This window comes from Pseudomonas cerasi (assembly GCF_027983475.1).
Classification (GTDB): Bacteria; Pseudomonadota; Gammaproteobacteria; order Pseudomonadales; family Pseudomonadaceae; genus Aquipseudomonas; species Aquipseudomonas cerasi.
Window position 1 is genome coordinate 158,627 of record NZ_JAQJVM010000002.1, and the last position, 17,901, is coordinate 176,527.

Below are 17,901 nucleotides of genomic sequence, written 5' to 3' on the forward strand. Positions count from 1 at the left end.
CGCTTAAACCCGTCTCACTCTCCCGCGAACGGCACCAGCGACTCCAGCAGCCACGCGCCCGCAGGCCCCAGACTGCGCTGAAACGACCAGATGACGTCCACCGCCGAGCGCCGCGGCCAACCGGAGACGTGCAGTTCTTTGAGCAGTCCGCCCGAATAGCGCGACACCAGCCAGCGCGGCAATGCCGACCAGCCAAAGCCGAACGCAGCCATGTCCATCAACAGCAGGTAATTGGGTGCCGACCAGTGCCGATGGCCGCTGGTGGGCAAGTCGTCGGTGGGGATGCTGTGCTCGATCAGCGTATTGAGGCGCAAGGCGCGATAGCGGGACAACTGTTGGTAATCGACCCGTTCCAGCGCGGCAAGCGGATGTTTGTGCGACACGAACAGACCGAAATCGGCACTTTCATCGATGGTCGCGTGACCGATTTCCGGTGGGTAGCTGGCTTGCGCCGACAGCAGCCCCAGCGACGCCCTCCCCGACTGCACCAGGCTGATGGCGTCGCCATGCTCGGCGAACACGCATTCCATCTCCAGCTCTGGAAAGCGTTGATCGAGTTCGGTCATCAGCCGCTCGAAATCAGCAAACTGGTTGGCATCCGACAGCACCAGCGTGAGCCGCGGCTCGACGCCTGCTGCAAGCCGCGCGGCAGCACGACGCAGCCGGTCCGAAGCGCACAGCAGATCATCGACACGGCCAAGCATCACCCTACCCGCTTCGGTCAGGACTGGTTGCCTGGAAGAACGGTCGAGCAGCTCCAGCCCCAGATCGATTTCCAGGCGGGCGATCGCCTCACTGATGGTCGATTGACTCTTGCCCAGACGGCGTGCGGCGGCGCTGAAAGAACCCAGAGCGGCAATCTGGGCGAAGGCTTCCAGGGCTTCTGGTGAATAACTCATGGCGCTCTCATATCGGTTTAACCGATGGTACTGATTTTCAGCTTAACGCAAACACCGATGATAATACTGCCATCCATCAGCACCAAGGACAGCGTAGTCATGAGTAACAACCAACCGCACACCGACCGGCAACCTGGCGTCGCCAGCAAAACCCTGCGTGAACGGGCGCTGCATGCCGCGCTGTTCGAGATCGGCGGTGTGATTCTGGTCGCACCACTGCTGGCCTGGCTGATGGACCAATCGCTGGCGATGATGGGGGCCATGACGGTGATGATCTCGACCATCGCCATGTTGTGGAACATGACCTACAACGCGCTGTTCGACCGTCTGCGCAACCGCTGGAGATTTACCATGAACCTGACGGTCCGCATCCTGCACGCAACGGGGTTCGAAGCCGGACTGATTCTGGCCGTGGTGCCGCTGGCCGCATGGTGGCTGACAATCAGCCTGATGGAAGCGTTCTGGCTGGACATCGGTCTGCTGCTGATGTTTCTGCCCTATACCCTGCTGTTCAACTGGGCCTACGACACGCTGCGTGAACGCCTGATGCAGCGACGCCTGGCGAGGTGTGAGGTGTGACGCATCAGGCAGATGGATGCCGTACATCAAATGTTCTCACTGGATAATCAAATCCTTGCCATTGCACACTGTCCCCTACTGACCCAGGCAAGGACACCCTTCGATGACAACTGAAGTACTCAAACTGGCGGCGTTCAGCGATGGAGATCGCGGTGGCAACCCGGCAGGCGTATGGATCGGCGATGCGTTACCCGATGATGCCGTCATGCAACAGATTGCCGCCGACATCGGTTTTTCCGAAACGGCGTTCGCTGCGCCTGTCGAAGCCGGCTGGCGGGTGCGGTATTTCTCGCCGCTGGCAGAAGTACCGTTTTGCGGGCACGCCACCATCGCCCTGGGCGCAGCGCTGGCGGCGCAGCAAGGCGATGGCGTGTATCAGCTGACACTCAATCAGGCGCAGATTACTGTCGAAGGCCATGCGCAGGGCTCTCTGACGTCGGCGGCGCTGCAATCGCCGCCCACGTTCAGCACGCCGATCAGCGCGCTGTTGCTGGAAGAAGCCCTGGCGCTGTTCGGCTATAACCATGCCGATCTGGATGAGCGCATTAGCCCCGCGCATATCAATGGCGGTGCCGGGCACCTGCTGTTGGCGCTGAACAGCCGCGCCAGGCTCAAGGCCATGCGCTATGACCAACAAGCGGGGCACGACCTGATGGTCCGTGAAGGCTGGGCGACGATTTTGCTGGCGTGGGCCGAGACCGATCAGTTGTTCCACACCCGCAACCCGTTTGCGTTCGGTGGCGTTTATGAGGACCCGGCCACCGGAGCGGCCACGGCGGCACTGGGCGGCTATCTGCGCGATATCGACTGGCCGCATGGCGGTTTGATAGACATTATTCAGGGCGAGGACATGGGCAGCCCATCGCGCCTGCGCGCCGAAATCCCGCAGCAACGGGGAAGCTCGATCCGGGTGTCGGGGATGGCGCGCAGGTTGTAGCGGGGATCAGGTCCTGAGTTTGCTGCCGCCGATCGCCACGCCCAGAAGCATCACGGCAACGACCATGAACGCCAGTTCAAGGCTGCTGACATGGGCGATGAAACCGATTGCCGCAGGACCGATCAGAATCCCGGCATAACCGACTGTGGTAATCGCCGGGATGGCCACGCTTTCGGGCATGGTCTTCTGCCGACCGACCGCGCTGTAGCACACCGGCACGATGTTCGAGCAACCCGCGCCTACCAATGCATACCCCAGCAGCGCCGCCTGCCAGACCGGGATCAATGTCGCGACGGCCAGACCCGCTGCGGCACACAGTCCGCCAAGAATGATCACCCGATTGGAGCCCACCCGTTTTACCACCGCATCGCCAAACAACCGCCCCAGGGTCATGGTCGCGGCGAATACCGCATAGCCCAGCCCGGCATACGCCGCTTCGACACCACGCAACGAGGTCAGGAATACCGCGCTCCAGTCGAGCATCGCGCCTTCGGCCAGAAATACGGTGAAGCACAGCAGGCCGATGAACAGCACCACGCCACGCGGGATGGCAAAGGCTGGCCCATCGGCCGGACTGCCGTAAGGCAACAGATTCGGCGCCGCTTTGGCCAGCGCAACCAACGTCAGAAATACCACGATCAGCATCGCCGTGAACGGCGAGATGCCCAGACTGAGCAAGCCGGCGACACCCGCGGCACCGACAATCCCGCCGAGGCTGAACAGGCCGTGGAAGCCCGACATCATGGTCTTGCCGCTGGCGCGCTCGACGATCACCGCCTGCACGTTGGCCGTGCAATCCACCCCGCCCATGCTCGCGCCAAACAGAAACAGCGTGGCGATCAATAGCGGCAGACTGGAAATCGTCGCCAGCAGCGGCAGACACAGGCAGATCAGCAGCGTCGAACAGACCAGCAGGCGCCGACAGCCTAACCGTGCCGCCAGTGCTCCCGCCAACGGCATCGAAATGATCGAGCCCACCCCCAGACACAGCAACAAGAGCCCGAGCGTGCCCTCATCGAGGCCCATCCGCTGTTTGACGTAAGGCACCAGCGGCGCCCACGAGGCGACACTGAAACCGGCAATGAAAAACGCGATACGCGTCGAAGATTGCTCCGCCCGAGCCTTGGCATCCTGGGCTGCGGTGCTGAAAGAGGTCATGCATGCTCCTTGTAATTTGCCGAGTACGGTCACGCCGGCCAGCGCGACAGCCTAACAAAGCTGATCGATTAGCCAAAACCTCTGATGCACTTGCACGAGGCTCGTTCCATCGTCGTGCAAGGGCCGTCCGATTTGCAGCTTTTTGCACCTCAGGCCAGTAGACTGACGACCACGCGCACCAGACAGGTGCGTAATCTGTCGAATCAGCTGTCGCGGAGGCCGTTGTGTACAAAGGTGTGGTGCTGTCGGTCCTGGCGTCAACGCTGTTTGGGGTCATGTATTTTTATACGTCACTGATGACCCCGCTCGACGGTGAAGAGATCTTCGGCTGGCGCATGCTGCTCACCGTGCCATGCGCAACGCTGTTCATGCTGGTCAGCGGTGACTGGCGGCGAGTCCGCGAAGTGGCTGTCCGGCTCAGGCAGCAACCGCTGCTGATCTTCGCGCTGCTGCTGTCTTCGGTGCTGCTCGGTGCGCAGTTGCTGATCTTCATGTGGGCACCGTTGCACGGGCGCAGTCTGGAGGTATCGCTGGGCTATTTCCTGCTGCCGCTGAGCATGATTCTCACTGGCCGCGTGGTATACGGCGAGCACCTCTCCTACCTGCAGAAAGTCGCTGCGGTGTTTGCCATGATCGGCGTGGCGCATGAGCTGTGGAGGCTGGGCAGTTTCTCCTGGGAAACCCTGCTGGTCGCGGGCGGCTATCCCCTTTACTTCGTGCTGCGTCGCAAGCTCAAGACCGATCACCTCGGCGGGCTCTGGTTCGACATGCTGCTGATGCTGCCCATCGGACTGTGGTTCATCGCCAACGGTCATCCTCAGGCCATTCAGCAGGCACCGCTGTTGTACCTGCTGATTCCGCTGCTCGGGGTGATCAGTGCCTCGGCGCTGGTCAGCTACATCCTTGCCAGCCGCCTGCTGCCGTTCAGCCTGTTCGGGCTGCTCAGTTATGTCGAGCCGGTGCTGCTGGTCGGCGTCGCCCTGCTGCTCGGCGAGAGCATCGGTCGCGAGGAATGGCTGACGTACCTGCCGATCTGGATGGCCGTCGTGGTACTGATGATCGAAGGCGCCAAGCATATGCTGGCCCAGCGACGCCGGGATGCGAGCTGAGCGTCAAGACTCGGTGAAACGCTCCAACTGCATTTCCTGAAGTCGACTGAGGGTGCGCCGGAAGGCAAACGACAGATAGCCCTCGGTGTACAGCTCGTCCATCGGCACCGGCGCTTCGACATACAGCGGAATGCGCCGGTCATAGCACTCGTCGACCAGCGCGATGAAGCGTCGCACGCCATCATCGTTGGGCGACAACTGCGGCAGCTCGCGATCGCCTGCGCTCACCTGCTCGACGCCATCCTCGGTGCCGCGGGCGATTTTCGCTTCGCGCTGTGCTGCCCCCAGCAGCGGCACCTCGCTGAGCAGAATCACCGAAAAGCGATCGCACAGGGCGATGAAATCCATGGCCGCCAGCGGCTGTTCGCAAAGGTCGCGGTAACGGCACCACACGGCGGTGTCGGAATGCTGAACCACGTTGATGCTGCGATAACCGAGCATGACCTGCGAGTCGTGAACCGGCTGATCCGCGCTCAACGCTTCGAAGATGCCCTGCAGGGCGCTGGGTCGACCGGCTTCGGCAATCCAGTAGCGCTGATGCAGTTGCCCGGGGTGCAGTCGGTGATCCTCGCCGCCGTCGACCGCCACGACATCCATGTACTTGAGAATGGCCGCAACCGCTGGCAGGAAGCGCTCGCGATTATGGCCGTGACTGTATAACTGCTCCGGTGGCTGGTTGGACGTGCAGACCAGCACCACGCCCTCCTCGAACATGACCTGCAGCAGCCCGCCCAGGATCACTGCGTCGCCAATATCGGTGACGAACAGCTCATCGAAACACATCACCCGCACGTCACGCGCCAGCTCCCTGGCAACCACGGTCAGCGGCTGGGAGGTGCCCATCAACTCGAACATGCGTTTATGCACCCAACGCATGAAGTGATGAAAATGCTGACGCCGGGCCGGTACGCTCAGGCTTTCGAAAAAGCGGTCCATCAGCCAGGTTTTGCCACGCCCGACCGGCCCCCACAAATAAACGCCCCGGACCCGACCTCGAGCGTCGGCCAGCCCCTCGTAACACACCTGCAATTGCCGGGCGGCCTGCAACTGCGCCTGATCGGGTTGAAAACCACGCTGGACGGCACGTTCGTAGGCTTGCAGAGGAGAGACAGCATCCATCAGGCACACACCCTTCGCTATCGGAGAAAAGACATCCAGCCTATACGAGGCTGCGCCGCGCAACGCAACTCATCAACTCAACTCAACTCAGGCATGCTGCACGCCGGCACGCTTGAGCAGTCGCTTGCAGCGCTCGGACAGGTGGACCACACGCAGGTGCTTGCCCGCCTTGGCGTAGCGTTCGCGCAGGGTTTTGAGCGCAGCGATGGCCGAGTAATCGACAAAGCTCAGGTGGCGGCAATCCAGTGTCACCTGCGCCGGGTCTTCGGCCGGGTTGAACTGGTCGAGAAACGGTGTGGTCGAGGCGAAGAACAGCGTGCCATGCAGGTGGTAGACCTTGCTGCCGTCGGCTTCGACATGGCTGTCGGCGTACAGCTCACGAGCCTGCTGCCAGGCGAAGTTGATCGCCGCGATAATGATCCCGAACAGCACTGCAGTGGCCAGATCGGTCAGCACCGTGACCACCGTCACGGCAATGATCGCCAGCACATCGTTGACCGGCACCTTGCGCAGCACACGCAGCGAGGCCCAGGCGAAAGTCTGTTGAGCGACCACGAACATCACCCCGACCAACGCCGCCAATGGAATGCGCTCGATCAGCGGTGAGAGGAACAGCACGAACATCAGGATCATCAAACCTGCAACCACGCCCGACAGACGACCACGGCCGCCAGAACTCAGGTTGATGACGGTCTGGCCGATCATCGCGCAGCCGCCCATGCCGCCGAAGGCACCGGAGACCACGTTGGCAGCGCCCAGCGCTACGCACTCACGATCCGGATAGCCACGGGTTTCGGTGATCTCGTCGGTCAGGTTCAGGGTCAGCAGGGTTTCCAGCAGACCGACCAGCGCCATCAGAATGGCGTAAGGCGCAATGATGCGCAGCGTCTCCAGATTCCAGGGGATGTCCGGCATGGCGAATACCGGCAAGCCACCAGCAATGTGCGCCATGTCGCCCAGGGTGCGGGTCGGCAGGCCGAGCAGGTAGACCGCCAGCCCGACGCTGAGGATCGCCACCAGCGCTGGCGGCGCAATGCGGGTCAGGCGTGGCAACAGATAGACAATCGCCATGGTCAGCGCCACCAGCCCGAGCATCACGTACAGCGGCGTACCGCTGAGCCATGACTCACCCACCTTGAAGTGCTCCAGTTGCGCCATCGCGATGACGATTGCCAGGCCGTTGACGAAGCCCAGCATCACCGGATACGGCACCAGTCGCACCAGTTTGCCGAGCCGCAGCAAGCCGAACAGGATCATGATCAGGCCACCCAGCAATACGGTCGCCAGTAAATACTGCACACCCTGCTGCACCACCAGCGCGACGATCACCACCGCCATGGAACCGGCCGCGCCGGACACCATGCCCGGACGCCCGCCGAACAGCGCAGTCAGGGTGCAGATGATGAACGCACCGTAGAGCCCCATCAGCGGATTGAGATGAGCCACCAGCGCAAAGGCGATGCACTCGGGCACCAATGCGAAAGATGTGGTGAGGCCTGCCAGGACTTCGGCACGTATACGGATCGTTTTCATGGGTTACCTGAGCGGCGCTCCGTGGAAGAAGCGCAAAAAAGTGGGCATATTACGCAAACCTTTGACGACCGACCACCACGGAGGGGCTCCCAGGAAGGCGCTCTGATGATCGGCCCATGCCCCAAAACAACAAGGAATAACCCAATGCAATGGAATGGAACGCTGCTCTGCACAGGACTTCTGCTGGCCAGTGCGGTGGCTGTTGCAGACGACGACACCGTGGCTGTCGACGCATTCGTGCAGGCAGAAGCCAGCAAAGTGATGCAGGAAAATCATATCGCGGGCCTGTCGATCGCCGTCACTCACCAGGGCAAACAGCAGTTCTACGCCTACGGCGTCGCGTCAAAAGCCACTGGCCAGCCAGTCACCCGCGATACGCTGTTTGAACTTGGCTCGATCAGCAAGACCTTCACCGCCACCCTCGCTACCTGGGCACAGGCCAATGGGCAGCTGTCGCTGACGCAAAGCATCGACAGCTATATTCCGCAGTTGCAGGCTACGCGACTGGGCAAGGTGCCGGTTTTCCATCTGGGCACTCACACGGCTGGCGGCTTCCCGCTTCAGGTGCCGGATAAAGTGCACAACACCCGTCAGTTAATGGAATATTTCAAGGCGTGGCAGCCCGAATATCTATCCGGCACGCATCGCACCTACGCCAACCCCAGTGTGGGCCTGCTCGGCATGGTTGCTGCGCGCAGCATGAAGCTGCCGTATGAAACAGCCCTGCAGCAGCGGCTGTTCCCAGCGCTGGGTCTGAGTAATACCTATATCAACGTGCCCGATGAAAAACAGGCGCTGTATGCGCAGGGCTACAACAAGCTCGACGAGCCGGTCAGGGTCAATCCAGGTCCGCTGGCGGCGCAAGCCTATGGCGTGAAATCGAGTGCCCGGGACGTACTCCGTTTTATCGAAGCGAACATCAGCCTCGGTCAAAACGACGCCGCACTGCAAAAAGCCCTGCGCGATACAAGGACCGGCTATTTCAAGGTCGGCGGCATGACTCAGGACCTGATCTGGGAACAGTATCCGCTGCCGGTGCGTCTGGAGACGCTGCTTGAGGGCAATGCCAGCGCCATGCTGAACACGGTCAAAGCCGAAATGATCGAGCCGCCGCAGGCAGCGCAATCTTCGGTCTGGGTCAACAAAACCGGATCAACCAACGGTTTCGGTGGCTATGTGGCGTTCATTCCGGAGCAGCAGCTGGGGATTGCCATCCTCGCCAACAAAAACTACCCGAACGAGGAGCGGGTGAAACTGGCCTATCGGATTCTGCAGAAAATGGGCTGCTGCTCAACTCCCTGAAAACAGCCCTGCCTGCTCGGCCGCTTCGAGTTCAAGCAGCTTGCGCTTGCGCTCGACGCCCCAGCGATAGCCCGACAACGATCCATCGCTGCGCACCACCCGGTGACAGGGAATGGCCACCGCAAGCTTGTTCGCACCGCAGGCGTTGGCAACCGCACGGACTGCACTGGGCAGTCCTATCTGCGCCGCGATCTGCGTGTAGGTGGCCGTCGATCCAGCGGGAATGTCCCTGAGCGCCTGCCAGACCCGCTCCTGAAACACCGTGCCGCGGATATCCAGTGGCAGCGCCAGGCCGGTCGCGGGTGATTCGACAAAACCCACGACCTCGGCAACCAGTTGTTCGAACGCTGCGTCTGCACCGATCAGGTTGGCGTTGGGAAACTGGTCCTGGAAAGCTTCGATCAGCGCATGCGGGTCATCACCGAGCGAAATCGCACAGATGCCCTTGCTGCTGGTGGCCACCAGAATCGAACCCAGCGAACTTTCACCCAGGGCGAACCTGATATCGACATTGGCGCCGCCCGCGCGGTATTCAGAAGGTTTCATGCCGAGCATGTTCTGCGAAGCCTCATAGAAACGACTGTTGGAGTTGTAGCCCGCCTCGTACAACGCACGGGTAATGCTTACGTCCTCTGAGAGCTGAGTTTTCACCCGCGAGCGTAACGAGGCGACGCTGTAGGTCCTGGGCGTCAGCCCGGTCAGCCTTTTGAAAATACGGTGGAAATGAAAACCGCTCATCCCGACCTGCTCGGCGAGCTCGGTCAGATTGGGCATCGATTCGGCGGAATCGATCAGTCTGCAGGCCTGGGCAACGACTTCTGCGTATCTGAGTTGCAGCGCATTCGGGTCGCCGGCATTGCGCAGGGACGGGCGAAACCCGGCAGCCTCGGCGTCGCGCGCACTGTCAAAAAACACCACGTTCTCCGGACGCGGAAGGCGTGTCGGGCTGCAAGGGTTGCAATAGATGCCGGTGGTCAGCACGCCATAAACGAAGTCAGCGCCAGCGTGTGAACGCCGATTGACCAGAATGTCCCAGCGCGGGTCGTCTTCAGTGCGCGGGGCGCGTGCCGGTTGGGTGCGTTCTGTGCTGTCCATGGTCGAGCCTGCCTTGATTTTCGATAAGCCTGCGCCTGTCAGGGCCACCGGGCACTCCGACTCTTGCTTTCAAATTCGAGATGAGCCGTTTTCGCTGAAATCGGCCGGCACTCGCCACAGATACCAGGCAGCAATGGTTCGGTAAGGCGCGAAGCGCTCGGCAAGCCGGGCCATTTGCCGGTGCGACGGTTTGAGTTCCAGAGCATACAGTCGCCGGTAGCCTTCGCACACGCCGAAGTCGCTGGCGGGCATCACATCCAGCTGACCGAGCCCGTAAATGAGCATCATCTCCACGGTCCAGCGCCCCACACCAGGCAGTTGGATCAGGCGTTCGACCAGCGCTTCGTTGCCCATGGCCAGCGCCGCACTGACCTCAGGCACCAGACCGTCCACTCGCGCAGCGGCAATCGCCTTGATCGCCCGGCATTTGGACGCCGAGAACCCACAGGAGCGCAGTGCCTGATCATCCAGCTCGACCAGTGCCTGCGCCCCCGGGAAGCTGTCATCCACAAAAAGCGCACGCAACCTCATGACCATCGCATCGCCTGCCCTGGCATGCAATTGCTGGTAGGCGACGGCCTTGACCAGCGCCTGAAACGGGTCCTGCGCTGCACTGACCGGGTGCAGACAGGGGCCGACCTGGTCAATCAGCGACTGCCATTGCGGGTCTATGGACCTGAGCGCAGCGACCGCCTCGGCATGCCTGCGGTCAGCGCTGTCTGATTCTGATGACATGATGATTTCCGGAATAAAGCGGTCAGAGGGGCAACCACGGTTTACAGAGGTGTTGAAAATGATCGCTGATTTCCGAAGACCACGGAACGTTCAGAAAATCGTGATCGATTAGCTGAACCTGACCTGAACGACTTTTCAAAAACGCAATCCCGATAAAAAACAACTACACGCATTCAAGAATGAGTATCATTATGTTACGCAGTGTTTCCGGCCTACGACATGCCGAGAGACCTTCACCCTACAGCTTTGACTCGGTGAGATATGCTCGTTCCCTTTTTGATCATGCTGCGCGAAGGCATCGAAGCCGCGCTTATCGTTGGCATTATCGCCAGTTACCTGAAGCAGACCGGCCGCGGCGAGTGGATGCCTGCGGTGTGGATCGGCGTATTTCTGGCCGCCGCGCTCTCGCTGTTCGTCGGTGGCGGGCTTGAGTTGATGAGCGCCGAGTTCCCACAGAAGCAGCAGGAACTGTTCGAAGGGATCGTCGGCCTGATCGCGGTCGGCATTCTCAGCTCCATGGTGTTCTGGATGCGCAAGGTCGCGCGGTCGATCAAGCATGCGCTGCACGAATCACTCGACGCGGCCCTCACCGGCTCGAAAAACCAGACCTACGCGCTGATCGCCATGGTGTTTTTTGCCGTGGCCCGCGAAGGGCTGGAAACCGTATTCTTTCTGCTCGCTGTGTTCCAGCAGAGCGAAGGCTCCGGCGCGCCATTGGGTGCGCTGCTCGGCCTGTTGCTGGCGGTCGGTTTCGGCGTAGCCATCTACAGCGGCAGTATGCGTCTGAACCTGAGCCTGTTTTTCCGCTGGACCGGTTTGTTCATTCTGGTGGTAGCGGCGGGCATTCTCGCCAACTCCGTTCAGGCACTGCATGAAGCCGGCGTCTGGAATCACCTGCAGGAAGTGGTCTTCGACATCAGTGCGCTGCTGCCGATGGACGGCCCTGCCGGTTCGGTACTGGCGGGCATGTTCGGTTATCAGGACGCGCCGACGGTCAGCACCCTGAGTGCCTACCTGATTTACCTGATCGGGGCACTGCTGCTGTTCTTCAAGCCGCACACACCGACGACTGGCAAGGTCATGCAGCCAAACACATCTTCTGTTACGAACGAATAAGGGCCTCCATGTCTAACCGTCCCTCAGGGCCTTCCGGGAAAGCCCGGCCGCCCCGTGTCCTGCGATTGGCAGTCGCCGGCTCAGTGATCCTGATGATCGCCGCCGGCGGGCTGTTCTACTACGCCTCGCAGGTCGCGGCCAAAAAGCGCGCGGCCAATGCCGGTACTGAAACCGTGGTCAATATCCACGCCCACAACTGCGAACCGAACGCCTTGACGGTCGCGGCGGGCAAGAACGCCTTCCGCATCGTCAACCGCTCGGAGCGCGCCGTCGAATGGGAAATCCTCGATGGCGTGCTGGTGATTGAAGAACGGGAAAACATCGCACCTGGGCTAAGCCAGGTGATCAATGCCAACCTGGCACCCGGCGATTACGCGATTACCTGCGGTCTGCTGAGCAATCCGCGCGGCACCTTGCATGTCACGCCGACCGCAGAGTCCGACGCCAATGCCAAGGCGCGTCCGTCCATGACCGCCTTCATCGGGCCGCTCTCCGAATACCGCGTGTACCTGAGCCTGCAGAGTTCGGCGCTGATCAAGGCAGTCAACGCCCTGCAACAGGCCATCGATGCCGGCGACCTGAGCGCTGCCCAGGCGGCCTACCTGCCCGCCCGCGCCGCCTACCAGCGCATTGCACCGGCGGCGCAGCGCCTGGCCGAACTGGACAACGCAATCAACGCCCGCGCCGACTATTACGAGAAACGTGAACAGGACTCCGGCTTCGGCGGCTTTCACCGCATCGAATACGGCCTGTACGAGCAACACAGCGTCGAGGGCCTGGCGCCGATCGCGCAGCGTCTGCAAACCGATGTCACCCAGCTCAAGCAACAGTTGATGGCGCAATCGCTGGCGCCCGAACAGCTGGCGGCCATTGCCACTCGCACACTGCGTAGCCTGGCTGAGGTACGCAGCAACGGCGAAGAGGAACGTTACAGCCACAGCGACCTGAACGGTTTTGCCGCCAACCTGGACGGCACCCGCAAGATCGTCGACCTGCTGCGTCCGTTGCTGAGCCGCAGTGCAGGCGATCTGTTGCAGAAGATCGACGCCGCCATGGCGGATCTGGACACCACGCTCGATGCGTTGAGCAGCGCTGATGGTGGTGTGCGCCCCTACGACCAGGTGGATGAGGCGCAGCGCAAGCAGATCGCCGCCAAGGCTGGCGCTCTGGCTGACGCACTCAATGGCATCGACCCGGCACTCGGCCTCTCCGGCCTCTGATTTACTGGAGCACAGCACATCACGATGAAAAATCCGGACAGCAATCCAGAAACAACCAACGCTCCGGCCTCCCTGCAACGCCGCCGCGTGCTGATGGGGCTCGGCGCTGCAGGGGCCGCGCTGGCTGGCAGCAGCCTGAGTGGCAACGTACTTGCCGCAGCACCTGCACAAGTCGCCGAAGCGCCGAACAGTGAAAAAACGCAGGATCACAACGAGTTTCACGGCCAGCATCAGAGCGGCATCGTCAACCCGCGCCCGGCCGCGGGCATGCTTGTGGCATTCGATGTTCTGGCCGCAGACCGTGAGGACCTGGAACGCCTGTTTCGCACGCTGAACGAGCGCATCGCGTTCCTGATGACCGGTGGCCCGGTGCCGGAGATCGATCCGAAACTGCCACCGCTGGACTCGGGCATTCTCGGTCCGGTGGTGACCCCGGACAACCTGACCATCACCGTGTCGGTGGGCGAATCGCTGTTCGATGAGCGTTTTGGTCTGGCCCCGGTCAAGCCGAAACGCTTGAGCCGCATGACCGGTTTCCCCAACGATGCGCTGGATCCGGCCAGTTGCCACGGCGACCTGAGCATCCAGTTCTGCGCCAACACTGCCGACAGCAACATCCATGCGCTGCGCGACATCGTCAAGAACCTGCCCGACCTGCTGCTGGTGCGCTGGAAACAGGAAGGCACCGTGCCGCCCCAGGCACCGAAGAAACCCGGTCAGCCGCCGGAAAGCGCGCGCAACTTCCTGGGTTTCCGGGACGGTTCGGCGAACCCGGACTCCAACAACCAGAAGACCATGAACGAGCTGGTCTGGGTGCAGCCGGGCAGCGATGAACCGGCCTGGGCCGCCAATGGCAGCTATCAGGCGGTGCGCATCATCCGCAACTTCGTCGAGCGCTGGGACCGCACGCCGCTGCAGGAGCAGGAATCGATTTTCGGCCGCAGCAAAAGCACCGGCGCGCCCATGGACGGCAAGGTCGAGAGCGATGTGCCCAACTATGCGGCCGACCCGGAAGGCAAGAAAACCCGGCTGGATTCGCACATCCGCCTGGCCAACCCGCGTACTGCCGAAAGCCAGCGCAACCTGATCCTGCGCCGCCCGTTCAATTACTCCAATGGGGTTAACAAGAACGGTCAGTTGGACATGGGCCTGCTGTTCATCTGCTACCAGGCCGATCTGGAAAAAGGCTTCATTACGGTACAGAGCCGGCTTAACGGCGAGCCGCTGGAGGAATACCTCAAACCAATCGGAGGCGGCTATTTCTTCACCCTGCCGGGGGTAACCGGCGACCAGGATTTCATCGGTCGCTCGCTGCTGGCGGCCGTAGCGCCCACTAAAAACGCATGACCTATCCACTCCCGACCCGGAAGACACTCATGAAAAAGACGCCCCTGGCTTTGCTCCTGACCCTTGGCCTGCTCCAGACCCCGCTGGCGGCCTTTGCCGCCACCGCGCCGCTGGATCTGGTAGGCCCGGTGTCGGACTACAAGATCTACGTGACCGAGAACATTGAAGAGCTGGTCAGCCACACCCAGAAATTCACCGATGCCGTGAAGAAAGGCGACATCGCAACGGCCAAGAAGCTCTACGCTCCGACCCGCGTGTACTACGAGTCGGTAGAACCGATTGCCGAACTGTTCAGTGACCTGGACGCATCCATCGACTCACGCGTCGACGACCATGAACAAGGCGTGACGGCGGAAGACTTCACCGGCTTCCATCGTCTGGAATATGCGCTGTTCTCGCAGAACACCACAAAAGATCAGGGCCCTATCGCCGACAAGCTGTTGAGCGACGTCAAGGACCTGGAAAAGCGCGTGGCCGACCTGACCTTCCCGCCGGAAAAAGTCGTCGGCGGCGCCGCAGCCCTGCTGGAAGAAGTGGCAGCGACCAAGATCTCCGGCGAAGAAGACCGTTACAGCCACACCGACCTGTATGACTTCCAGGGCAACATCGACGGCGCGAAAAAAATCGTCGACCTGTTCCGCCCGCAGATCGAACAACAGGACAAGGCCTTCTCCAGCAAAGTCGACAAGAACTTCGCCACCGTGGACAAAATCCTCGCCAAGTACAAAACCAAGGACGGTGGCTTTGAAACCTACGACAAAGTCAAAGAGAACGACCGCAAAGCCCTGGTCGGCCCGGTCAACACCCTGGCAGAAGACCTCTCGACCCTGCGCGGCAAACTGGGCCTGAACTGACCTGAAACGCCGCGCCTGAAAGCGCTTTTTAACGCGATGGCACTGACGACGCAGAGTGCGACGTCAGTGCCAGGGCGAAGGAACCCGACGAAGTCGGGCCGGAAACCGGAGCTGGGACTTTGCTTACTTTGGTCCCTCAAAGTAAGGCGCCGAGGGGCGAAAAGGTGACCTGAGCCGAACCTCAATCCACCTGACAAAGAAAAAACCGCCATGTGACGCAGAGCGTCACGAACGGCATTCCCACGCGGAGCGTGAGGAACGATAGTCAAAAACGTATTAACTACCACCGAAATGCTTTTCAACCACGATGGCACAGACAACGCAAATTGCGACGTCAGTGACGGCTGAGTCCTGGCGCTGATCCGGGGGTAGCCTGGCAGGACGCCAGGCTAGCCGCACCGGGCCATGGATGGCCCGTTGCGGCGACCCCCGGATCAGTGACAGGGCGAAGGAACCCGACGAAGTCGGGCCGGAAACCGGAGCGAAAGGCTTTGGTTACTTTGGCCTCATCAAAGTAACTCGCCGAGGGGCGAAAAGGTGACTTGAGTCGAGCCTACATCCACCTGACACCACAGAACCGCTGTGTGACGCAGAGCGTCACGAACGGCATTCCCACGCTGGAGCGTGAGGAACGATAATCTCACTACCGCCATCGTGCGACGCTCTGCGTCCGCTCCTAGATCCCGCTGAACCAGTTGTACCCCTGATCCTCCCAATACCCCCCAGGATTCTCGTTGCTGACGAAAATCTCGACGATGTGCTTGGGATTCTTGAAACCCAGCTTGGTCGGCACCCGCACCCGCAACGGGTAACCGTAATCAGGTGGCAGCGCCACTTCACCGAAGTCCAGCGCCAGCAACGTCTGCGGATGCAGCGCAGTGGGCATATCCAGGCTCGAGTAATAGCGGTCAGCGCACTTGAAACCGACAAAGCGCGCCGTCGTATCAGCGCCGATGTACTCCAGGAAGGTCTTCAACGGCACACCGCCCCACTGCCCTATCGCGCTCCAGCCCTCGATACAGATCAACCGCGTGATGTCCGTGCGTTGCGGCAGTTTGCGCAGCGCCCCCAGCGTCCACGGCTGCTTGTCCCGCACCAGCCCCGACACCGCCAGCTGGTAATCGGAAAGATCCAGCTCCGGCACGTTGTACTCAGGGTAGAAGGCATTGAACGGGAACGGGTTGGTCAACTGCGCCTTGCTGTAGGTCGGCGCCAGCTTCTGGCCATTGAACAGCCAGGCCTGAACCCGGTCATTCCAGCGCGACATGGCCCACAGCACCTTGTCGACCTGATCGCCATCCTGCAGGTTGCAGCCCGTGAGCATCGACATCGCGCCCACGGTCAGCCCCGCGCGCAGAAACGAGCGGCGCTGAATATCGATCAGTTGACGCTCCTGCGCGGGCTCCAGGCGGATACGCTGAGTGATGCGTTTACGTGGTTCGTTCATGATTGCGCAGTTCCGTCTTCGTTCGGCTGGCGGCCGCCGGTAATCATCGGCAGCAAAGTACTGGGCACCAGCACGACCAGCAGCAGATGGACGATGACAAATGCGCCGATGGCGGTCATCGCCCCGAAATGTACCCAACGGGCGAAATCGAATCCGCCCAGCAGACTGACCAGCCCCTGAAACTGCACCGGTTTCCAGATGGCCAGGCCGGACAGCACCACCAACACACCCATGGCCAGCACCAGCCAGTACATCAGCCGTTGCACCGCGTTGTAACGGCCTTTGACGTGGACCAGTCGAAAACGCAACGCGTCACTCATGTCACGCGTCACTTCGGACGGCCGGACCGGCAGCAGGTCGCGTTTGAAATGGCGGCTGAACACGCCATACAGCACATAAATCAGACCGTTGATGACCAACAGCCACATCACCGCGAAGTGCCAGGCAATGGAACCGCCCAGCCAGCCGCCGAGTGTCAGGAATTTGGGAAAGGTGAACGGCATCAGTGGCGATGCGTTGTAGATCGCCCAACCGCTCATGAACATACAGACCATGCCCACGGCATTGACCCAGTGCGTCAGGCGCACCGGCCACGGATGAATGGGGCGGGTTTTCATGTCGAGATCCCTCTGATCAGGCATGGAAAAGGCTGCCAGGGGCAGCCTTGCGCCCCTGACAGCCCTGGCGGTGATTACATCGGCGGGGTAAACCCGTCCTTGCCGACTGCCACACCACGGGCAGACTTGCCGTCGTCAGCCGGGAACACCACGACCTTGGCGCCCTTGGTCAACTGATCAACCTTGCCTGGCTCGACGTAGGCGATAGGCACATCCTGCGGCACCACCAGCTTCTTCTCGCCACCCTCGTATTTGACGGTCAGCGTGCGGCCATCGGTGCCAGCCAACGTGCCAACGGTGCCATTGGTCATGGTGCCGGTGCTGCCATCAGCGTTTTCCCAGCCATAGTGGCCTTCGCCGCTGCCTTTGAGGCTGGCTTCAAAAACGGTCACTTCCAGCGCTTTCAGTGTGCCGTCCGCCTGCGGGATGGCAGCCGAACCGACAAAACTGTCGCCTTTGATTTGCTTGAAGTCAGCTTCGGACACAAGACGAATACCGGTCTTGTCAGTCAGCTTGATACTTTCGTGCTGACCCGAGCGGGTGGTGAAATCGAGGGTGTCGGCGCTGACGCTGTCGACGGTCCCGCGCATCGGTTTAACCACCTTCATGTCAGCAGCCTGAGTCATGACAGCAGCGCTGAGCAACAGCAGGCCGAACGTAGTAGAGAGTGCAGTCTTCATCGGTACTTCCTTGGCAGTTGATATCTGAAACCCATCCTTGCACCGTTACCGGCACCGCAGAATGACCGGGCAATGACATTTTTGTCATTCGCCGGACACCTTGTCGGCAACTGGTTAGACTCCGGCATCGGCGCACCATGGGTGCAGGCAAAAG

At 61.1% G+C, this 17,901-nt stretch carries 17 protein-coding genes; 8 read left to right on the forward strand and 9 right to left on the reverse strand.

Annotated elements, in window-relative coordinates; translation table 11 throughout:
- Positions 1-14: 14 nt before the first annotated feature.
- Positions 15-899, reverse strand: coding sequence for a LysR family transcriptional regulator (locus PI739_RS09810; protein WP_054081593.1), 885 nt, complete (start codon positions 897-899; stop codon positions 15-17).
- Between the two features lie 99 nt (positions 900-998).
- Here PI739_RS09810 and PI739_RS09815 point away from each other — a divergent pair, with 99 nt between their 5' ends.
- Together PI739_RS09815 and PI739_RS09820 are read left to right on the forward strand one after the other, a co-directional pair.
- Entirely contained in the window at positions 999-1,478 is a 480-nt protein-coding gene (locus PI739_RS09815) for a multidrug/biocide efflux PACE transporter (RefSeq protein ID WP_054081592.1), read from the forward strand.
- A gap of 103 nt (positions 1,479-1,581) precedes the next feature.
- Positions 1,582-2,415, forward strand: a complete 834-nt coding sequence (locus tag PI739_RS09820; protein WP_003370352.1) for a PhzF family phenazine biosynthesis protein — start codon at positions 1,582-1,584, stop codon at positions 2,413-2,415.
- A 6-nt stretch (positions 2,416-2,421) separates the two neighbouring features.
- Here the strand turns inward: PI739_RS09820 and PI739_RS09825 are convergent, their stop codons facing one another.
- Entirely contained in the window at positions 2,422-3,573 is a 1,152-nt protein-coding gene (locus PI739_RS09825; protein ID WP_003370349.1) for an MFS transporter, read from the reverse strand.
- A gap of 224 nt (positions 3,574-3,797) precedes the next feature.
- On the opposite strand from PI739_RS09825, the gene rarD reads away from it, so the two are divergent.
- Positions 3,798-4,682 (forward strand): EamA family transporter RarD, encoded by an 885-nt coding sequence (gene rarD / locus PI739_RS09830; RefSeq protein ID WP_044308517.1) that lies wholly within the window; start codon positions 3,798-3,800, stop codon positions 4,680-4,682.
- 3 nt (positions 4,683-4,685) lie between these two features.
- Here rarD and zapE read toward each other — a convergent pair whose 3' ends face one another.
- Entirely contained in the window at positions 4,686-5,801 is a 1,116-nt protein-coding gene (zapE, locus tag PI739_RS09835; RefSeq protein ID WP_054081591.1) for a cell division protein ZapE, read from the reverse strand.
- 87 nt (positions 5,802-5,888) lie between these two features.
- Complete coding sequence (locus PI739_RS09840; protein WP_003370343.1) at positions 5,889-7,334, reverse strand: SulP family inorganic anion transporter; 1,446 nt, start codon at positions 7,332-7,334, stop codon at positions 5,889-5,891.
- Positions 7,335-7,478: 144 nt separating this feature from the next.
- On the opposite strand from PI739_RS09840, the gene ampC reads away from it, so the two are divergent.
- Positions 7,479-8,636, forward strand: coding sequence for a class C beta-lactamase (gene ampC, locus PI739_RS09845; RefSeq protein ID WP_003370341.1), 1,158 nt, complete (start codon positions 7,479-7,481; stop codon positions 8,634-8,636).
- Here ampC and ada read toward each other — a convergent pair.
- Both ada and PI739_RS09855 read right to left on the reverse strand, forming a co-directional pair.
- Positions 8,625-9,731: a bifunctional DNA-binding transcriptional regulator/O6-methylguanine-DNA methyltransferase Ada gene (gene ada / locus PI739_RS09850; protein WP_054081645.1), complete on the reverse strand. Its 1,107-nt coding sequence runs from the start codon at positions 9,729-9,731 to the stop codon at positions 8,625-8,627. The two genes, ampC and ada, sit on opposite strands and share 12 nt — an antisense overlap.
- A gap of 69 nt (positions 9,732-9,800) precedes the next feature.
- A complete protein-coding gene (locus PI739_RS09855; RefSeq protein WP_003436229.1) occupies positions 9,801-10,466 on the reverse strand; it encodes a DNA-3-methyladenine glycosylase family protein in 666 nt (221 codons plus the stop codon).
- Positions 10,467-10,727: 261 nt separating this feature from the next.
- Between PI739_RS09855 and efeU the strand changes: the two genes are divergently transcribed.
- Genes efeU through efeO (PI739_RS09875) form a run of 4 tightly spaced genes read left to right on the forward strand, consistent with a single transcriptional unit; the run spans position 10,728 to position 15,003 of the window.
- Positions 10,728-11,582, forward strand: coding sequence for an iron uptake transporter permease EfeU (gene efeU / locus PI739_RS09860; RefSeq protein WP_003370335.1), 855 nt, complete (start codon positions 10,728-10,730; stop codon positions 11,580-11,582).
- An 8-nt stretch (positions 11,583-11,590) separates the two neighbouring features.
- Positions 11,591-12,802 carry an iron uptake system protein EfeO gene (gene efeO / locus PI739_RS09865; RefSeq protein WP_054081589.1) on the forward strand — a complete coding sequence of 404 codons (1,212 nt, stop codon included), beginning with the start codon at positions 11,591-11,593 and terminating at the stop codon, positions 12,800-12,802.
- A 24-nt stretch (positions 12,803-12,826) separates the two neighbouring features.
- Positions 12,827-14,149 (forward strand): iron uptake transporter deferrochelatase/peroxidase subunit, encoded by a 1,323-nt coding sequence (gene efeB / locus PI739_RS09870; protein ID WP_003370331.1) that lies wholly within the window; start codon positions 12,827-12,829, stop codon positions 14,147-14,149.
- A 29-nt stretch (positions 14,150-14,178) separates the two neighbouring features.
- On the forward strand, positions 14,179-15,003 hold the full coding sequence (efeO, locus tag PI739_RS09875) for an iron uptake system protein EfeO (RefSeq protein ID WP_003370329.1): 825 nt from the start codon (positions 14,179-14,181) through the stop codon (positions 15,001-15,003).
- Between the two features lie 676 nt (positions 15,004-15,679).
- Here efeO (PI739_RS09875) and PI739_RS09880 read toward each other — a convergent pair.
- The 3 genes from PI739_RS09880 to PI739_RS09890 form a co-directional block, all read right to left on the reverse strand.
- Positions 15,680-16,450, reverse strand: a complete 771-nt coding sequence (locus PI739_RS09880; protein ID WP_003370326.1) for a molybdopterin-dependent oxidoreductase — start codon at positions 16,448-16,450, stop codon at positions 15,680-15,682.
- Positions 16,447-17,067 (reverse strand): cytochrome b/b6 domain-containing protein, encoded by a 621-nt coding sequence (locus PI739_RS09885; protein WP_003370324.1) that lies wholly within the window; start codon positions 17,065-17,067, stop codon positions 16,447-16,449. Before PI739_RS09885 ends, PI739_RS09880 begins: the two co-directional genes overlap by 4 nt.
- Positions 17,068-17,141: 74 nt before the next feature.
- A complete protein-coding gene (locus PI739_RS09890) occupies positions 17,142-17,747 on the reverse strand; it encodes a hypothetical protein (protein WP_002554191.1) in 606 nt (201 codons plus the stop codon).
- Positions 17,748-17,901 lie beyond the last annotated feature (154 nt).

Excerpts from the sequence above, each read along its gene's own strand:
- ampC (WP_003370341.1), top strand. The coding sequence starts at position 7,479 with ATGCAATGGAATGGAACGCTGCTCTGCACAGGACTTCTGCTGGCCAGT.
- zapE (WP_054081591.1), bottom strand. The coding sequence starts at position 5,801 with ATGGATGCTGTCTCTCCTCTGCAAGCCTACGAACGTGCCGTCCAGCGT.
- PI739_RS09810 (WP_054081593.1), bottom strand. The coding sequence starts at position 899 with ATGAGTTATTCACCAGAAGCCCTGGAAGCCTTCGCCCAGATTGCCGCT.
- PI739_RS09855 (WP_003436229.1), bottom strand. The coding sequence starts at position 10,466 with ATGTCATCAGAATCAGACAGCGCTGACCGCAGGCATGCCGAGGCGGTC.
- PI739_RS09840 (WP_003370343.1), bottom strand. The coding sequence starts at position 7,334 with ATGAAAACGATCCGTATACGTGCCGAAGTCCTGGCAGGCCTCACCACA.
- ada (WP_054081645.1), bottom strand. The coding sequence starts at position 9,731 with ATGGACAGCACAGAACGCACCCAACCGGCACGCGCCCCGCGCACTGAA.
- efeB (WP_003370331.1), top strand. The coding sequence starts at position 12,827 with ATGAAAAATCCGGACAGCAATCCAGAAACAACCAACGCTCCGGCCTCC.
- efeO (WP_054081589.1), top strand. The coding sequence starts at position 11,591 with ATGTCTAACCGTCCCTCAGGGCCTTCCGGGAAAGCCCGGCCGCCCCGT.
- efeU (WP_003370335.1), top strand. The coding sequence starts at position 10,728 with ATGCTCGTTCCCTTTTTGATCATGCTGCGCGAAGGCATCGAAGCCGCG.
- PI739_RS09880 (WP_003370326.1), bottom strand. The coding sequence starts at position 16,450 with ATGAACGAACCACGTAAACGCATCACTCAGCGTATCCGCCTGGAGCCC.
- PI739_RS09820 (WP_003370352.1), top strand. The coding sequence starts at position 1,582 with ATGACAACTGAAGTACTCAAACTGGCGGCGTTCAGCGATGGAGATCGC.
- PI739_RS09885 (WP_003370324.1), bottom strand. The coding sequence starts at position 17,067 with ATGAAAACCCGCCCCATTCATCCGTGGCCGGTGCGCCTGACGCACTGG.
- efeO (WP_003370329.1), top strand. The coding sequence starts at position 14,179 with ATGAAAAAGACGCCCCTGGCTTTGCTCCTGACCCTTGGCCTGCTCCAG.
- PI739_RS09890 (WP_002554191.1), bottom strand. The coding sequence starts at position 17,747 with ATGAAGACTGCACTCTCTACTACGTTCGGCCTGCTGTTGCTCAGCGCT.
- PI739_RS09825 (WP_003370349.1), bottom strand. The coding sequence starts at position 3,573 with ATGACCTCTTTCAGCACCGCAGCCCAGGATGCCAAGGCTCGGGCGGAG.
- PI739_RS09815 (WP_054081592.1), top strand. The coding sequence starts at position 999 with ATGAGTAACAACCAACCGCACACCGACCGGCAACCTGGCGTCGCCAGC.